General features: G+C 61.9%; 14 protein-coding genes. 5 read left to right on the forward strand and 9 right to left on the reverse strand.

Annotated elements, in window-relative coordinates; all coding sequences use genetic code 11:
* Entirely contained in the window at positions 1-2,313 is a 2,313-nt protein-coding gene (locus ACSSVH_RS24875; protein ID WP_170042138.1) for a heavy metal translocating P-type ATPase, read from the reverse strand.
* Positions 2,314-2,398: 85 nt separating this feature from the next.
* Between ACSSVH_RS24875 and cadR the strand changes: the two genes are divergently transcribed.
* Positions 2,399-2,848: a Cd(II)/Pb(II)-responsive transcriptional regulator gene (cadR, locus tag ACSSVH_RS24880; protein WP_169954961.1), complete on the forward strand. Its 450-nt coding sequence runs from the start codon at positions 2,399-2,401 to the stop codon at positions 2,846-2,848.
* 130 nt (positions 2,849-2,978) lie between these two features.
* Here the strand turns inward: cadR and ACSSVH_RS24885 are convergent, their stop codons facing one another.
* Both ACSSVH_RS24885 and lgt read right to left on the reverse strand, forming a co-directional pair.
* A complete protein-coding gene (locus ACSSVH_RS24885; RefSeq protein ID WP_170042137.1) occupies positions 2,979-3,950 on the reverse strand; it encodes a thymidylate synthase in 972 nt (323 codons plus the stop codon).
* A 51-nt stretch (positions 3,951-4,001) separates the two neighbouring features.
* Positions 4,002-4,814 carry a prolipoprotein diacylglyceryl transferase gene (lgt, locus tag ACSSVH_RS24890; protein WP_169954962.1) on the reverse strand — a complete coding sequence of 271 codons (813 nt, stop codon included), beginning with the start codon at positions 4,812-4,814 and terminating at the stop codon, positions 4,002-4,004.
* A 212-nt stretch (positions 4,815-5,026) separates the two neighbouring features.
* Between lgt and ACSSVH_RS24895 the strand changes: the two genes are divergently transcribed.
* Entirely contained in the window at positions 5,027-5,773 is a 747-nt protein-coding gene (locus ACSSVH_RS24895; protein ID WP_492633852.1) for an NRDE family protein, read from the forward strand.
* A gap of 111 nt (positions 5,774-5,884) precedes the next feature.
* Here ACSSVH_RS24895 and ptsP read toward each other — a convergent pair whose 3' ends face one another.
* Entirely contained in the window at positions 5,885-8,164 is a 2,280-nt protein-coding gene (gene ptsP / locus ACSSVH_RS24900) for a phosphoenolpyruvate--protein phosphotransferase (protein WP_169954964.1), read from the reverse strand.
* A gap of 22 nt (positions 8,165-8,186) precedes the next feature.
* Entirely contained in the window at positions 8,187-8,666 is a 480-nt protein-coding gene (locus tag ACSSVH_RS24905; protein WP_032858866.1) for an RNA pyrophosphohydrolase, read from the reverse strand.
* Between the two features lie 143 nt (positions 8,667-8,809).
* On the opposite strand from ACSSVH_RS24905, the gene ACSSVH_RS24910 reads away from it, so the two are divergent.
* Positions 8,810-9,466, forward strand: coding sequence for a histidinol-phosphatase (locus ACSSVH_RS24910; protein ID WP_169954965.1), 657 nt, complete (start codon positions 8,810-8,812; stop codon positions 9,464-9,466).
* A gap of 112 nt (positions 9,467-9,578) precedes the next feature.
* On the opposite strand, the gene ACSSVH_RS24915 is transcribed toward ACSSVH_RS24910, so the two are convergent.
* Both ACSSVH_RS24915 and ilvA read right to left on the reverse strand, forming a co-directional pair.
* Positions 9,579-9,992, reverse strand: a complete 414-nt coding sequence (locus tag ACSSVH_RS24915; RefSeq protein WP_170042135.1) for a DUF2269 family protein — start codon at positions 9,990-9,992, stop codon at positions 9,579-9,581.
* 40 nt (positions 9,993-10,032) lie between these two features.
* A complete protein-coding gene (gene ilvA / locus ACSSVH_RS24920; protein WP_169954967.1) occupies positions 10,033-11,547 on the reverse strand; it encodes a threonine ammonia-lyase, biosynthetic in 1,515 nt (504 codons plus the stop codon).
* Positions 11,548-11,683: 136 nt separating this feature from the next.
* Between ilvA and rpiA the strand changes: the two genes are divergently transcribed.
* The gene (gene rpiA, locus ACSSVH_RS24925; RefSeq protein ID WP_492633853.1) at positions 11,684-12,355 is read left to right on the forward strand and encodes a ribose-5-phosphate isomerase RpiA; all 672 of its coding nucleotides are present in this window, start codon (positions 11,684-11,686) and stop codon (positions 12,353-12,355) included.
* Between the two features lie 348 nt (positions 12,356-12,703).
* Positions 12,704-14,650 carry an autotransporter domain-containing protein gene (locus tag ACSSVH_RS24930; protein WP_492633854.1) on the forward strand — a complete coding sequence of 649 codons (1,947 nt, stop codon included), beginning with the start codon at positions 12,704-12,706 and terminating at the stop codon, positions 14,648-14,650.
* 7 nt (positions 14,651-14,657) lie between these two features.
* On the opposite strand, the gene ACSSVH_RS24935 is transcribed toward ACSSVH_RS24930, so the two are convergent.
* Together ACSSVH_RS24935 and ACSSVH_RS24940 are read right to left on the reverse strand one after the other, a co-directional pair.
* A complete protein-coding gene (locus ACSSVH_RS24935) occupies positions 14,658-15,578 on the reverse strand; it encodes an SdiA-regulated domain-containing protein (RefSeq protein WP_492633855.1) in 921 nt (306 codons plus the stop codon).
* A gap of 121 nt (positions 15,579-15,699) precedes the next feature.
* Positions 15,700-16,626, reverse strand: a complete 927-nt coding sequence (locus ACSSVH_RS24940; protein WP_169954970.1) for an SdiA-regulated domain-containing protein — start codon at positions 16,624-16,626, stop codon at positions 15,700-15,702.
* Between the last annotated feature and the right edge of the window lie 90 nt (positions 16,627-16,716).

Genomic DNA, 16,716 nt, shown 5'->3' on the forward strand with positions numbered 1-16,716 from the left:
CTATTTGCGCAGCAGGCGCAGACCATTGAACACCACCAGCAGGCTCACGCCCATGTCGGCGAACACCGCCATCCACATAGTGGCCATGCCCATGAAGGTGACCGCCAGGAAGATCGCCTTGATCACCAGCGCCAGGGCAATGTTCTGCTTGAGGATACTCGACGTTTGTCGCGACAAGCGTATGAATGCCGGAATCTTGCGCAAATCATCGTCCATCAGTGCCACGTCGGCGGTCTCGATGGCCGTGTCGGTGCCCGCTGCAGCCATGGCAAAGCCAATCTCGGCGCGGGCCAGGGCCGGGGCGTCGTTGATGCCGTCGCCGACCATGCCGACCCGGTGGTTTTTCCCGTACAGGTCCTCGATAGCCTTGAGCTTGTCGGTGGGCAGCAGGTCGCCCTGGGCCTGGTCGATGCCCACCTGGGCGGCAATTGCCTGGGCGGTGTGGGTGTTGTCGCCGGTGAGCATCAGGGTCTTGATACCCAGCTCGTGCAACTGCTGGATGGCTTCGCGGCTGCTGTCCTTGACCGTATCGGCCACGGCGAACAGCGCCAGCGGGCCAGATGTGTCGAGCAGCAGCACCACCGACTTGCCTTGTTTTTCCAGGGCGAAGAGTTTCTCTTCGAGGGCCGGCGAGCACAGGCCCAGTTCTTCCACCAGGCGATGGTTGCCCAGGTGATAGACCTGGCCATTGATCTCGCCGCGCACCCCGCGCCCGGCCAGGGCTTCGAAGTTATCCACAGCCTGTAGCGGGAGTTTTTTATCCACAGCGGCATTGGCGATCGCCAGCGACACCGGGTGGTCGGAACGCGCGGCCAGGCTGGCGGCCAAGGCCGGCGCGCGGTCCTCCAAGTTGGGGAACAACGCCAGGTAGTCGGTCTGCACCGGCTTGCCGTGGGTGATGGTGCCGGTCTTGTCCAGGGCCAGGTAGTCGAGCTTGTAGCCGGCCTCCAGGTACACGCCGCCCTTGATCAGGATGCCTTTGCGCGCAGCGGCAGCCAGGCCGCTGACGATGGTCACCGGGGTGGAAATCACCAGGGCACAAGGGCACGCGACCACCAACAGCACCAGGGCGCGGTAGATCCAGTCAAACCACACCGCGCCCATGAACAGCGGCGGGATCACGGCCACGCCGAGGGCAAACAGGAACACCGCCGGGGTGTAGATTTTCGAGAAGCTGTCCACAAAACGCTGGGTCGGCGCCCGCGAGCCCTGGGCCTGTTCCACTGCGTGGATGATGCGCGCCAGGGTCGAGTTGTTGGCGGCAGCGGTCACCCGGTATTCCAGGGAACCGGCCTGGTTGATGGTGCCGGCGAAGACTTTATCGCCCACGGTCTTCTCGATCGGCAGGCTCTCGCCGGTGATCGGCGCCTGGTCGATGGTGGACTGGCCGGCAGTGACTTCGCCGTCCAGGCCAATGCGCTCGCCGGGACGTACCCGCACGACAGCGCCCAGTTCAATGGTCTTGACCTCTTGTTCGACCCAGCTACCGTCAGCCTGACGCACCGTGGCCCGCTCCGGGGTCATCTGCATCAAGCCACTGATGGCATTGCGCGCACGGTCCAGGGACTTGGCCTCGATCAACTCGGCCACGGTAAACAGGAACATCACCATCGCCGCTTCCGGCCACTGGCCGATCAGGATCGCACCGGTCACGGCGATGCTCATCAGCGCGTTGATGTTCAGGTTGAGGTTTTTCAGGGCAATCCAGCCCTTTTTGTAGGTGGTGAGGCCGCCACTGAGGATCGACACCAGCGCTACCAGCGCCACCACCCAGGTCGGGGCCGCGTCGGTGAAATGGATCACCTCTGCTGCCAGGGCGCAAAAACCAGACAGGGCCAGCGGCCACCAGTGCTTCTTGGCCGGTGGTGCGGCGGCCGGCACGCCCTCCTCGATCGGATCGGCCTGCATGCCCAGGGACTTGATGGCCTCGACGATCGGCGCGGTGCTCGGCAGGTCGTGGGTCACGCCGAGGATACGGTTGATCAGGTTGAATTCCAGTTGCTGCACACCGGCCATCTTGCCCAGTTTGTTCTGGATCAGCGTCTGCTCAGTGGGGCAGTCCATGGCCTCGATGCGGAAGGTACTCAGGCGCGCGTTGGCGCTGGTTGCTTGCGTCAACGTCACCAGCGACGGGGCTGCGGCGCCGGAACAGCAGGAGCCGCCACCGTGATCATGCTTTTTCACAGGCGCAAGCTTTTGCGCGTGATCATGATGGCTATGATCATGGCCGTGGTCGTGATGGCTGTGATCATGGTCGTGATCATGATCGTGGCTGTGGTCGTGCTTGTGCGGGGTGCGCAGGGAATCGCTCATTGTGTCGCGTCCATGAAGGTGCCTGTTGCCAAGTAAAGACCCTGTAGCCACTATAGGGTCAAGCACCCTTTTGGAGATTGCTGCGATGAAGATCGGCGAACTGGCAAAACTGACCGACTGCCCGGTGGAAACCATCCGTTATTACGAGAAAGAAGGCCTGCTGCCACCACCGGCGCGCAGTGAGGGCAACTACCGGCTGTACACCCAGGCGCACACCGAGCGCCTGACCTTTATCCGCAACTGCCGCAGCCTGGACATGACCCTGGAGGAAATCCGCAGCCTGCTCGGCCTGCGTGACAGCCCCCAGGACCAGTGCGAGAGCGTGAATGCACTGATCGACGAGCATATCCATCACGTCAAGGCGCGGATTGACGGGTTGCTGGCCTTGCAGACACAACTGCTCGACCTGCGCCAGCGCTGTGGCGAAGGGCCGGAGATCGACCAGTGTGGGATTTTGCAGCGGCTGGAGGTCAGTGGGAGTGTGGCGGCCAGTGAGGCGGAGCACTCACATGTGGGCAGAAGCCACGGCCACTAACTCATGTGAACACCAACTAAATGTGGGAGCGGGCTTGCTCGCGATAGCGGTGGGCCAGTCGATTAAGATGTCGACTGATACCCCGCTATCGCGAGCAAGCCCGCTCCCACATTTTTTGACCGCGTTTAGATCAAACCGCCATCGGCGCCGTCATCGGCGCATGGTGCTCATAGCCTTCCAGCGAGAAGTCGCCAGGCTCGATCAGCTCCAGCCACTCCGGCTGGTACACCCCGGTCTTGGCAAACTCCGGCACGCGCTCGCTGATCACCAGCTTCGGCGCGGCAAATGGCTCGCGCTTGAGCTGTTCGCTGAGCATGTCCAGGTGGTTCTCGTAGACGTGCGCATCACCGATGAAATAGGTGAACCAGCGCGGCGTGTAGCCGGTCAGGCGCCCGATCAGGCTCAGCAGCGCGGCGCCTTCGGTGAGGTTGAACGGCGTGCCCAGGCCCAGGTCGTTGGAACGGATGTAGAGGGTCAGGGAGATTTCCCTGGTCTCGACATTCGGGTGGAACTGGTACAGCAGGTGGCACGGCGGCAAGGCCATTTCATCGAGCTGGGCGCAGTTCCAGCCGTGGAACAGGATGCGCCGGCTGCCCGGGTCCTTGATGATGGTGTCGACACACTGGCGGATCTGGTCGATGGCCTTGTACAGCACCACGTAGGCCTGGCCGTCTTCCTCGCCTTCGGCGATCTGGCGATAGCCCTGGGCCAGGGTCTGCTCGATAGCGGCCTGGTTGCTTAGCGGGATCTGCTTGTACGCCGGCCATTTGCGCCATTGCACGCCGTAGATCTCGCCCAGGTCGTCCTCGCCCTGGCGGAACGGGTTGGCCAGCCACTGCGCGTTTTCGTTGGCGTTCTGGTCCCAGACCTTGCAGCCCAGGGCGCGGAATTCGGCGGCGTTATTCACCCCACGCAAAAAGCCGCACATCTCGCCAATCGCCGATTTGAAGGCCATTTTGCGGGTGGTGATGGCCGGGAAGCCTTCCTGCAGGTCAAAGCGCAACATCGCACCGGGGAAGCTGATGGTGTTCACGCCAGTGCGGTTGGCCTGCTTGGTACCGTTGTTGATGACGTGGGAAACCAGCTCGAGATATTGCTTCATGACATTACCTGTATCGGTGAAGCCGAGGCCCTCGGGCCTCGGCGTTCGAATTTATAGCGCAGTGGTCTTGATCGCCTGTGGGCGGTTGTAAGCCCACCAGAGCAGGCCCAGGCCAACAAGAATCATCGGAATGCTCAGTACCTGACCCATGGTCAGCCAGCCGAACGCCAGGTAGCCCAACTGCGCATCCGGCACCCGCACGAACTCGACGATGAAACGGAAAATCCCGTAGAACAGGGCGAACATCCCCGAAACCGCCATGGTCGGCCGCGGTTTGCGCGAGTAGATATAGAGGATCAGGAACAGCGCCACGCCTTCAAGGGCGAACTGGTACAACTGCGACGGATGGCGCGCCAACTGCGCCGGGTCGCTGAACGGCGGGAACACCATGGCCCACGGCACATCGGTCGGCTTGCCCCACAGCTCGGCGTTGATGAAGTTACCGATCCGCCCGGCACCCAGGCCGATCGGCACCATCGGCGCGACAAAATCCATCAGTTGGAAGAACGACTTACCGTTGCGCCGGCCAAACCACCAGGCCGCGAGCATCACGCCGATAAAGCCGCCGTGGAACGCCATGCCGCCCTTCCATACCTCGAAAATCAGGGTCGGGTTGGCCAGGTACGCGCTCAGGTCGTAGAACAGCACATAGCCCAGGCGCCCGCCGACGATCACGCCCATCGACATCCAGAACACCATGTCGGAGAGCTTCTCCTTGGTCCAGGTCGGGTCGAAGCGGTTCAGGCGTCGGGAAGCCAACAGCCAGGCGCCGCCGATGCCGATCAGGTACATCAACCCGTACCAGTGGATTTTCAGCGGACCGATGGCCAGGGCCACCGGGTCGATCTGCGGGTAAGGCAGCATTGCGACTCCTCGTTAAAACATTCGTTATTGCGCACGGACCTTGCCGGTGGACGATTAAGCCTGCGTTACAGCAGCTCAATCAAATGAAGAAGTTCGCACCCGCGCCAAGCAGCCTGGCATGTTAACGGATGGGAGGCATCTGGCCCAACTTCGATACGATGGATAGCCGGCGGTTCTATGGGTAGAGTGAGAAAAACACAAAGGATCGCCTTATGTGCCTGATTGTTTTCGCCTGGCGGCCGGGCCATGCCCAGCCGCTGATCGTCGCGGCCAACCGTGACGAATTCTACGCCCGGCCCAGCCTGCCCTTGGCCCAGTGGCCGGATGCACCGCAGGTGTATGCCGGTCGCGACCAGGAAGCGGGGGGCACTTGGCTGGGGGTCGGCGCCGATGGACGGTTTGCCGCGCTGACCAATATCCGCGACCCGCACCAGCCACCGGCGCGCAAGTCCCGCGGCGAGTTGGTAGCGCGCTTTCTCGGCGGTTCTCTGCCGGTTGCCGACTACTTGGCCGAGGTTAACGGCAGATCGATTGAATATGCCGGATTCAACCTGTTGCTTGGCACGCCGCACGAGCTGTGGCACTACAACGCCAATGAATCGGCCCCCACCCAACTGTCGGCCGGGATCTATGGTTTATCCAACGCCGGGCTGGATACGCCCTGGCCAAAGCTGCTCAAGGCCAAGACGGCACTGGCCCAAGTGCTGAGTGATCCGCAGCCGGATGCCTTGCTGGGAATTTTGAGCGACCCGCAGACCGCTCCTTTTGCCGAGTTGCCGGATACCGGGGTGGGGTTGGCTACGGAGAGTTTGTTGTCGAGTGTGTTTATCGCCAGCCCCAGTTATGGGACGCGGGCGAGTACCGCGCTGATTGTGCATGCCGATGGGCTGCGACATATGCTCGAACGCAGCTTTGGGCCCCATGGGGGGCGGTTGGGCGAGGTGGAACTCAAGATCTAACAGCGCCGCAGGTCAACTGTGGGAGCGGGCTTGCCCGCGGTAGCATTGGATCAGTCGGCATCTTAGTTGACTGACCTACCGCAATCGCGGGCAAGCCCGCTCCCACATTTTTTAGAGGGTTTTCGTCGCGGTCGGATTGATCATCCGCGCCAACCCCAGGCTTTTCAGGGCCAATTGCAGCGAGCTGTGGATAACTTGCGGGTTGTCGATGGTCATCAGTTCCGCCAGCAAGTCCTTGGCCTTGCTCAGGTTGATCTGGCGCAGCATCCACTTGACCTTGGGCAAGTTGGTGGCGTTCATCGACAGGCTGTCAAAGCCCATGGCCATCAACAGCACCGCCGCCGCCGGATCACCGGCCATTTCCCCACAGATACTCACCGGCTTGCCTTCGGCATGGGCATCGCGCACCACGTTCTGCAAGGCTTGCAGCACCGCCGGGTGCAGGTAGTCGTAGAGGTCGGCCACCCGTGGGTTGTTGCGGTCCACGGCCAGCAGGTATTGGGTCAGGTCGTTGGAGCCCACCGACAGGAAGTCCACCTGCCGCGCCAGTTCCTTGGCCTGGTACACCGCGGCCGGGATTTCGATCATCACGCCAATCGGCGGCATCGGCACGTCGGCGCCTTCGTCGCGCACTTCGCCCCAGGCCCGGTGGATCAGGTGCAGGGCTTCTTCCAGCTCATGGGTGCCGGAGATCATCGGAAGGAGAATGCGCAGGTTGTTCAGGCCTTCGCTGGCCTTGAGCATGGCGCGGGTCTGGACGAGGAAGATTTCGGGGTGGTCGAGGGTAACGCGGATACCGCGCCAGCCAAGGAAGGGGTTGTCTTCCTTGATGGGGAAATAAGACAGTGACTTGTCGCCGCCGATGTCCAGGCTGCGCATCGTCACCGGTAACGGATGGAAGGCGGACAGTTGCTCGCGATAAATCGCCAGCTGCTCCTTCTCGCTCGGGAAACGTTGGTTGATCATGAACGGCACTTCGGTGCGGTACAGGCCCACCCCTTCAGCGCCACGTTGTTGCGCACGCGCCACGTCCGCCAGCAGGCCAGTATTGACCAGCAGCGGTACACGGTGGCCGTCGAGGGTCACGCAGGGCAGTTCGCGCAGGGCATCGAGCCCCTGGGACAGCTGGCGCTCCTCCTCGACAACTTCGGCGTACTGCTTGCGCAGCACCTCGCTGGGGTTGGTGAACACCTCGCCACGGTGCCCGTCGACGATCATCGAAATGCCGTCGACCTTGGAATACGGCAGGTCCACCAGGCCCATCACTGTCGGGATGCCCATGGCACGGGCCAGGATCGCCACGTGGGAGTTGCCCGAACCCAATACCGAGACCAGGCCCACCAGTTTGCCTTCCGGCACTTCGCCGAGCATGGTGGCGGTCAGTTCTTCACTGATCAGGATGGTGTTGTCGGGGTAGACCAGGTTGGTGGTGCGGTCTTCCTGCAGGTAGGCCAGCAGGCGCCGACCGAGGTCGCGCACATCCGAGGCGCGCTCGCGCAGGTAGGCGTCGTCCATCAATTCAAAGCGGTTGACGTGATCGGTGACCACCTGGCGCAGCGCGCCCTGGGCCCACTGGCCGGTCTTGATCACGGTCTTGACTTCGTTACCCAGGGACGCGTCGTCGAGCATCATCTGGTACACGTCGAACAGCGCCCGTTCTTCGGGGCGCAACTGGGTGGCCAGCTTGGTCGACAGGTTGCGCATATCGGCGCGCACGCCTTCCAGGGCGGTCTTGAACAGTTTGATTTCCGCGTCGATGTCGTCGACGGACTTGTCCGGCACCACATCGAGGTCGGCCGGCGGCAGCATGACCACCGCAGTACCGACCGCCGCACCCGGCGAACCCGGTACGCCGACGAACTTGGCTTCCTGGATACCCTTGCCCTGGCGCCCCAGGCCGCGAATCGAGCCGGTGGCTTCGGCGTGGGCGATCACCCCGGCCAACTGCGCGCTCATGGTCACGAGGAAGGCTTCTTCACCTTCATCGAACTGGCGGCGTTCTTTCTGCTGGATGACCAATACGCCGACAACGCGGCGGTGGTGGATGATCGGTGCGCCGAGGAATGAGGCATAGCGCTCTTCACCGGTTTCGGCAAAGTAGCGATAACGCGGGTGATCGGCCGCGTTTTCAAGGTTCAGGGGTTCTTCACGCGTCCCCACCAGGCCCACCAGACCTTCATTGGGCGCCATGCTGACCTTGCCGATGGAGCGCTTGTTCAAGCCCTCCGTGGCCATCAGCACAAAACGGTTGGTCTCGGGGTCCAGCAGGTAAACCGAGCAGACCTGGCTGCCCATGGCTTCCTTGACGCGCAACACAATAATCCCCAACGCCGCCTTGAGATCCTTGGCGGAGTTAACTTCCTGGACGATCTTGCGCAGCGTATTGAGCATGGCTCGGGGTCGAACTCCGTCGTCAGTCGCGCGCTAAAAGGCGCGGGGCAAGCTCTTTGAGAGCGCGACGATAAACCTCGCGCTTGAATGTCACCACCTGACCCAACGGATACCAATAACTGACCCAGCGCCAGCCATCGAACTCCGGTTTACCGGTCAAATCCATACGCACCCGCTGCTCGTTGGAGACAAGGCGCAGCAGAAACCACTTTTGCTTCTGGCCGATGCACAGCGGTTGGCTGTGGGTACGCACCAGGCGTTGCGGCAAACGATAGCGCAACCAGCCTCGGGTACAGGCCAGAATTTGCACATCTTCGCGCTCCAGGCCGACTTCTTCGTTCAACTCACGGTACAGGGCGTCTTCAGGGGTTTCATCGGGGTTGATCCCACCCTGGGGAAACTGCCAGGCATCTTGGTTGATTCGGCGAGCCCATAGCACCTGTCCGGCATCATTCGTAAGAATAATCCCGACATTTGGACGGAAACCATCGGGGTCGATCACGGCAACAACCTCGCAAACGCATGTCGCCGCATTGTTCCACAAAGCTTGTTGCAGCGGCAACGAGGCTGCTTACCTTATGTGCACTCTTGTGAAAAGACCGTATTCTGGACGCCTTTTTACAGACTTTTCAGCGAGTAACCGCAATGCGCCTGGCTTTATTCGACTTGGACAACACGCTTTTGGGCGGCGACAGTGACCACGCCTGGGGTGATTACCTGTGTGAGCGCGGCATCCTCGATGCCGTTGCCTACAAGACCCGCAACGACGAGTTCTACCAGGATTACCTGGCCGGCAAGCTGGACAACGCCGCGTACCTGAACTTCAGCCTGGAGATCCTCGGCAGCACCGAGATGGCCCAGCTCGACGAATGGCACCGCGACTTCATGCGCGACTGCATCGAGCCGCTGATGCTGCCCAAGGCGGCTGAACTGCTGGCCAAGCACCGCGCCGCCGGTGACACGCTGGTGATCATCACCGCCACCAACCGCTTTGTCACCGCGCCGATTGCCGCACGTTTGGGGGTTGAAACCCTGATCGCCACCGAATGCGAGATGGCCGATGGCCGCTACACCGGGCGCAGCACCGATGTACCGTGCTTTCGCGAGGGCAAGGTCACGCGCTTGAATCGTTGGCTGGAAGAGACCGGGTATAGCCTGCAAGACAGCTATTTCTATAGCGACTCGATGAATGACCTGCCGCTGCTGGAGCAGGTGACCCACCCGGTGGCGGTGGATCCGGACCCGAATCTGCGGGCCGAGGCCCAGAAGCGTGGCTGGCCGGTGATTAGCCTGCGCGGCTGATAAAGCTTTCGCGAGCAAGCCCGCTCCCACATTCGACTGCATTCCAAAGGTGGAACCCGATCAAATGTGGGAGCGGGCTTGCTCGCGAATGAAGGCGACCCGGTTTCAAGCCTTAAACGGGTTTGGCACCCATCAACCCGGCAATCGCCACAAACCCCACCAGGCTGACAACCGCCAGGGCCAGGGTGAATTTCGCACTGCCCGTACCGCCCAGCCGCAGGCGATTGAGGCGCACCACCAGCCAGAACCAGGCAAGCGCCGCCACGGTGTAGATCACGCTGGAGCCCAGGATCCATGTCTGCCCCAATGGCCAGCCGATCAGGTGCACCAGCCACCAGCCGGTAAACGGCATGCTTACCAGGCTTACGCCCATCAACAACCAGACAAACAGCCATGGCCGGTGCAACGTAACCGCCGGGCCGGCGGCGCGCTTGCGCCAGCTCAGTACGGCCAGCGCCAGGCCACTGGCCAACAGCAGCACTGTTGCCACCATGTGGATCGTCTTGAGGGTCGTCAGATATTCCATGCTCTCGATTCCTTAAAGGCCGCCCAGTCAGCGTAGTCGCTCAACCGAGGAACAGCTGATAGGCCGGGTTGTCACTTTCATCCCAATACGGGTAGCCAATCGCTTCCAATGCCGCTGGCACCAGGTGGCGCTCGTTGGCCGGCACTTGCAGCCCAGCCACCACACGGCCATCGGCCGCGCCGTGGTTGCGATAGTGGAACATCGAAATGTTCCAGCGCCCGCCCAACTTATTCAGAAAGTTGAACAAAGCCCCAGGACGCTCCGGGAACTCGAAGCGGAACACCACTTCATTGCTGACATGCGCCGCATGCCCGCCGACCATATGGCGGATGTGCAGCTTGGCCAGTTCGTTCTCGGTCAGGTCCAGCACCGGGAAACCCTGCTCGCTCAGGCTGGCAATCAACGCGCTGCGCGGGTCGGTTTCCGGGTGGGTCTGCACCCCGACAAAAATGTGCGCTTCGCTGCCGGAGTGGTAGCGGTAGTTGAATTCGGTGATCTGGCGCTTGCCCACGGCCTCGCAGAAGGCCTTGAAGCTGCCCGGGCGCTCGGGGATGGTCACGGCAATGATCGCCTCGCGACCTTCGCCCAGCTCGGCGCGCTCGGCCACATGGCGCAGGCGGTCGAAGTTGACGTTGGCCCCGGAATCAATGGCGACAAAGGTCTGGCCGCTGACGCCACGGGTCTCCACATACTTCTTGATCCCGGCCACGCCCAATGCCCCTGCAGGCTCGGTGATGGAGCGGGTGTCGTCGTAGATATCCTTGATCGCCGCGCAGATTTCATCGGTGCTGACGGTGATCACTTCATCCACATAGTCCTTGCAGATATCGAAGGTGTGCTGGCCGATCTGCGCCACCGCCACGCCATCGGCAAAGATCCCCACGGCCGGCAGTACCACGCGTTCGCCCGCGGCCATGGCGGCTTGCAGGCAGTTGGAGTCGTCCGGCTCGACACCGATGATCTTGATCTCCGGGCGCAGGTACTTCACGTACGCCGCGATGCCGGCAATCAGGCCGCCGCCGCCCACCGGGACGAAAATCGCATCCAGCGGCCCTGGGTGCTGGCGCAGGATTTCCATCGCCACGGTGCCCTGCCCGGCAATGGTGTGTGGATCATCGTAGGGGTGAATGTAGACGTAGCCTTTTTCGTCGACCAGTTTCAGCGAGTACGCCAGCGCTTCCGGGAAGGAGTCACCGTGCAGCACCACTTTGCCGCCACGGGAACGCACGCCTTCGACTTTGATCTCCGGGGTGGTCTTGGGCATCACGATGGTGGCCTTGACCCCCAGCACCTTGGCCGCCAGAGCCAGGCCCTGGGCATGGTTGCCCGCCGAGGCGGTGACCACGCCACGGGCACGTTCTTCGGCGCTCAGTTGGGTCAGCTTGTTGTAGGCGCCGCGAATCTTGAAGGAGAACACCGGCTGCAAGTCTTCACGCTTAAGCCAGACCTTGTTGCCCAGGCGCTCGGAGAGCTGGCGGGCGGTCTGCAACGGGGTTTCCACGGCAACGTCGTAAACGCGCGAGGTGAGGATCTTCTTGACGTACTGTTCGAGCATCGGAAAGCATCACTGGGCGGGTTGGGCAGGGCCGAGGAGTCTAACCCGCCTGTTGGCCGGACGACCACACGAATCCAGAGGTTTTGTTGGGTTATACTCGCGCCCCTCTTTACTCCCCGCCCGTTCCGGAGCCCGCATGACCCAGGATCAACTCAAACAGGCAGTGGCCCAGGCCGCCGTCGATTTAATCCTTCCTAAACTCGACGATAAAAGCATCGTCGGCGTCGGCACCGGCTCCACCGCCAATTGCTTTATCGATGCGCTGGCCCTGCACAAGGGCGCGTTCGACGGCGCCGTGGCCAGTTCCGAAGCCACCGCTGCGCGCCTCAAGGGCCATGGCATCCCGGTGTACGAGCTCAATACCGTGAGCGACCTGGAGTTCTACGTCGACGGCGCCGATGAAAGCGACGAGCACCTAAACCTGATCAAGGGCGGCGGCGCAGCCCTGACCCGCGAGAAGATCGTCGCAGCCGTGGCCAAGACCTTTATCTGCATCGCCGACGCCAGCAAGCTGGTGCCAGTGCTGGGCAACTTCCCGCTGCCCGTCGAAGTGATCCCCATGGCCCGCAGCCACGTGGCCCGCGAGCTGGTGAAACTGGGCGGCGACCCGGTGTACCGCGAAGGCGTGCTGACCGATAACGGCAACATCATCCTCGATGTGTTCAACATGCAGATCACCAACCCGGTGGAGTTGGAGACCCGGATCAATGCCATCGTCGGCGTGGTCACCAACGGGTTGTTTGCAGCGCGGCCTGCCGATGTACTGCTGCTGGGGACCAGTGAAGGCGTGAAAACCCTCAAGGCCTGATGCTGTATGTGGGAGCTGGCTTGCCTGCGATGCAGGCGACTCGGTCTTTGAGCAAGACCGAGTTGATGCTATCGCAGGCAAGCCAGCTCCCACATTTGACCGAGTTGTACCCGATGTACATGTAACAAAAACGCTACTTTTCGCAGCATCCCCTCCCCCGCCTGCCCCAATTTGTGCGCCAGCTCACGGCATCCTCTGCCATATCTGGTATCAAATCCGTTACAACTTATAGCCAGGCGACCCCCACTTCCAACAACGCGCCAATTCGCGACCGCCCCATGGAATGAGGCGCGCATTGTGCAATCGGTCCCGCCGAGCCACTCCCTCAACCACCTCAAGGAAGACCTTGTGATCAAGCCCCTAGCCCTCGCTGTCAGCGTTGCCTGTGCCCTGCTGTCGACTCAATCCCATGCCTACGACTACGGCGAGCACGCCAATGTCACCCTGGAAAAGCTGATCACCGACTACCCAGGTCGCTATCGCGGCACGGCCAACTTTGCCGGGGCCGCCGACTGGATGCAGAGCCAGATGGGCAGCGCCTACAACATCAGCCGCCAGGACTTCACCTGGAATGGCGGCAGCCGCGCCTCGCAGAACGTGGTGGCCTACGCCGCCGGTACCAAACCGCAATACGTGGTGATTGGCGCGCACTTCGACACCTACTTCGGCCGCCCGACCCTGCAAGGCCTGGACGACAACGGCTCCGGCGCCAGCGTGCTGACCGAAGTGGCGAAGAACCTCGGTGGCCTGCAACTGGAAAACGGCCTGCAGATCGTCGGCTTCGGCGCCGAAGAGGAAGGCCTGCGCGGCTCCCGGGCGTTTGTCGACTCATTGAGCGCCAGCCAACGCGCCAATATGCTGGCCATGATCAACCTCGACAGCCTGATCACCGGCGACATGATGTACGCCCACGCCGGCCAGAACAGCACCGCCAATCCGGCCCTGGCGTCGTTGCGCGAACACACGTTCCAGATCGCCAAGGAGTTGAACATCAACCTGTTCACCAACCCCGGCCTGGACGCGCAATACCCCGCCGGCACCGGCTGTTGCAGTGACGGCGAGGCCTTCGAGGCGCTGAACATCCCGATCCTGTATATCGAAGCCACCAACTGGGAACTGGGCGCCCTGGACGGCTACACCCAGACCAACAACCCGGCAATCCCCGGCGGCTCGACGTGGCACGACCCCAATGAAGACAACAAGACGGTCCTGACCAACGCCTTCGGCCAGGAACGCATCGACCAGCGCCTGCGCGACTATTCGCGCCTGCTCAGTCGCCTGGTGCTGGAGCTGACCAATGCCGACTTGATGGCGTCGACCACCTCGGGCGGCGCGGTTGCGCGCAATATGCAGGACAACCTGCAGCGCCAGCACCAGGCCATGGTGCGCCTGCACGACCGTCGCTGGCTGACTTTGCAAGCGGCCAGCCGTGAAGTCGGCAGCTTCGATGGCGAGATCGGCGTGGACGGCGAATACAACCCGGACAGCGGCTTCGACACCGCCCCCAACCCAGAGGCCCGGCGCCTGGGCCTGCATGCCCTGGGCGACTATCAACTGAGCAGCAGCCTGAACATCGGCGCCAGCCTGAGCTACCTCAACGGCCGCGACAAGCTGGAACACCGTGGCAAGCTGCAAAGCGACACCTGGCAAGCCGCGGTCTACGCCTTGTTGAACGATGGCGGCCCGACCTGGCTGGCCGGAGACCTGAGCGTGGGCCACAGCAGCTTCGACTCCAAGCGCAACCTGCTGATCCAGGCCAACGGTGGCCCCGTGCTACTTAACCAGCAGTTGACTGGCGAGACCGACGCCCTGTCCCTGGGCGCCCGAGTGCTCGGCGGTTATGACTTCGACCTGGGCGCGATCAAGACCGGGCCGTTTGCCGGGCTCGATTACAGCCACTCGCGCATCGACAAGTTCCACGAGAAGCAGAACCTGCGCACCGCCCTTGAATATGAAGAACAGTCCTTCGATTCCCTGGAAGCCAGCCTCGGCTGGCGCGTGCGCGGTGCCGTGGCCCTGCCTTATGGCCTGAGCCTGATGCCCTACGGCGACATCGCCTGGGTCAAGGAATTGGCCGACGGCCGCCTCGACGACCTCGACCTGACCGCCCGCGCCGACGGCCAGGCCCGTACCGCACGCCTGGGCTCAGTGGACAAGAGCTTTGGTCGCGCACAGGTCGGCAGCCAATTGGCGATCACCCCGCAGCTTGGGGTGTACGCAGAGGTGAACGGCCGCCTGGGCCATGCCGAAGGCAGCCAGACCGGCTATTCGTTGGGTGTGCAGTGGATGTTCTGATCCGCGCTTAGCGCTGCTCGGGCTTTTTCTTGAAGACATAGAACAGGTTCGGCTCACTCACCAGGTACAACGTGCCATCGTCATCCATGGCAATACCCTCGGCCTGGGGCACGCGTTTCTTCAGGCCATTGCGCCCCTTGAGCAGCGACAAGCTGCTCAAGGGGCGACCGTCGATATCCAGCTCCAGCACCAGGTACGACTCATCGGACAGCGCCAGCAAGTGGCCACTGCGCTCATCGTATTGCAGGCTGGACAGGTCGCGTACAAACAGCCCGGCATCGCGCCGGGGGTTGTTGACCACGTGGACCGAGTAGGTTTTTTCCGGTTTGAAATGGGGAAAGCCGTGCACTTCGTAGATCAGCATCGGGTCCCGTTCCTTGGCGACAAACAGGCGCTTGCCCACTGAGTCATAGGCCAGCCCTTCAAAGCCTTTATTGCCCTTCAGGTGCACACCCAGGGTCATCTGCTCGGCGTCGGCAGCGTCGAGAAACTGCGTGTCGTCCTCCAGGTGAATCTTGATCAGCCGCTGCTGGCGTTCATCGCTGACCACGTAGGTGTTTTCGCTGATGAACTCCACCGCCTCGGCATCGCCAAACCCCACCAGATTGATGCGCCGCAGGATCTTGCCGTCCAGGGACAGTTCCACCAGTTCGGCGTTTTGGTTGGTCACGGTAAACAGGCTCTTGCGCACCGGGTCGTAGGTCAGCGCCGAGACATCATCATCCAGGCCTTCAATCACCTGGGCTTCCAGCACCACCTCATAGTCCGCCAGGCCAATGGAGCGTTCATCCAGCGGCTGGCGCCAGGTCTGCCAGTTGAACCAGGCGCGCTCGAATAAACGAAACTGCTGGGCGACCACGCCCACAGCAACCAGGGCGATCAACACTAGGATAAGAAGGGCAGGTTTGGGGCGGGCAAATCGGCGCATGGGGGCTGGCTCAAAGTCAAAACTGGCAAATGAATATCACAGCCATCTGAATTTAAACTTAAACGCAGCTCAGTGTCTGGGGAATGCCGCTCATAGAGAAGAATCCGACGTAATCAATCGGCTATTTCTGCTTCTCGAAGCGGTAGAACAAATTGGGCTCGCTGACCATGTACAGGGTGCCGTTTTCGTCCATGGTCACGCCTTCGGCGCGGGGGATGGTGTTTTTCAAGCCGTTGAAGCCGCCCAGCACGGTCATGAAGCTGACTTGCTCGCCCTTCTCGTCCAGTTCCAGCAGCAGATGGGAGTCGGCGGACAGTACCAACAGGTGGCCGGTACGCGGATCGACACTCAGGGCCGAAAGGTTGCGGATATCCAGCTCGGAGCTGGGCAATTTCTGCTTGTCGCCCGCCAGGACCTGGCTGCCGTCGCTGGCCCAGGTAAACAGCTGCGCTGGGCGCTCGATACCCAGCACCAGCTGTTGATTGCGTTTGTCCCAGGTGATGGCCTCGAACGCCTTGTTCTGGTTCTTGGAGGGGCCCAGGTCGTAGCTCGGGTAGTCGGCGAAGGCCAGTTGCCGCGTGTCGGCATCGACCTTGACCAGGGTCACGTTGTGCCTGCGCTCATCCACGATGGCCAGCACGCCGTTTTCCATGACCGTCACACCTTCCGGGTTGCTCCAACCCACCATCGGAATCTTGCGCAACACATCACCCTGCAGGCTCAGCTCCACCAGGAACGGGTTTCTGCCCATGACGGCGAACAGGGTCTTGGTCCTGGGGTCGTAGGCCAGATCCGAAGCTTCGTCCTTTTCCATGCCAGGCAACGGCTTGGCGTCGATCACCGCCTGGTAATCCGGAAGCCAGATGCTCTCGCGACGCTCCATCGGGCTTTCAAACCGCTCCAACACCCACAACGCGCCCCGGTCATCCCAGTGCATCAACCAGGAAATCCCGTACATGATCGCCCCGGCCAGGAACAGCCAGGAATACCAGCGCATGTTCAAGCGCGAACGAAGAGTGGGTTTCACAGAAGGGAGGGGCACGGCCATGGAGGCATTCCAGATAATCGGCTGTAGGTGATGGCCCAGGCTCAGAGCGCCTGCGTGCCATATGACCGAGGATTATCCGGATGGAGTGTG

The organism is Pseudomonas sp. HC1(2025), from assembly GCF_058742075.1.

Excerpts from the sequence above, each read along its gene's own strand:
- ACSSVH_RS24885 (WP_170042137.1), bottom strand. The coding sequence starts at position 3,950 with ATGAAGCAATATCTCGAGCTGGTTTCCCACGTCATCAACAACGGTACC.
- cadR (WP_169954961.1), top strand. The coding sequence starts at position 2,399 with ATGAAGATCGGCGAACTGGCAAAACTGACCGACTGCCCGGTGGAAACC.
- ACSSVH_RS24910 (WP_169954965.1), top strand. The coding sequence starts at position 8,810 with ATGCGCCTGGCTTTATTCGACTTGGACAACACGCTTTTGGGCGGCGAC.
- rpiA (WP_492633853.1), top strand. The coding sequence starts at position 11,684 with ATGACCCAGGATCAACTCAAACAGGCAGTGGCCCAGGCCGCCGTCGAT.
- lgt (WP_169954962.1), bottom strand. The coding sequence starts at position 4,814 with ATGCTGCCTTACCCGCAGATCGACCCGGTGGCCCTGGCCATCGGTCCG.
- ACSSVH_RS24875 (WP_170042138.1), bottom strand. The coding sequence starts at position 2,313 with ATGAGCGATTCCCTGCGCACCCCGCACAAGCACGACCACAGCCACGAT.
- ACSSVH_RS24940 (WP_169954970.1), bottom strand. The coding sequence starts at position 16,626 with ATGGCCGTGCCCCTCCCTTCTGTGAAACCCACTCTTCGTTCGCGCTTG.
- ACSSVH_RS24895 (WP_492633852.1), top strand. The coding sequence starts at position 5,027 with ATGTGCCTGATTGTTTTCGCCTGGCGGCCGGGCCATGCCCAGCCGCTG.
- ptsP (WP_169954964.1), bottom strand. The coding sequence starts at position 8,164 with ATGCTCAATACGCTGCGCAAGATCGTCCAGGAAGTTAACTCCGCCAAG.
- ACSSVH_RS24935 (WP_492633855.1), bottom strand. The coding sequence starts at position 15,578 with ATGCGCCGATTTGCCCGCCCCAAACCTGCCCTTCTTATCCTAGTGTTG.
- ACSSVH_RS24915 (WP_170042135.1), bottom strand. The coding sequence starts at position 9,992 with ATGGAATATCTGACGACCCTCAAGACGATCCACATGGTGGCAACAGTG.
- ilvA (WP_169954967.1), bottom strand. The coding sequence starts at position 11,547 with ATGCTCGAACAGTACGTCAAGAAGATCCTCACCTCGCGCGTTTACGAC.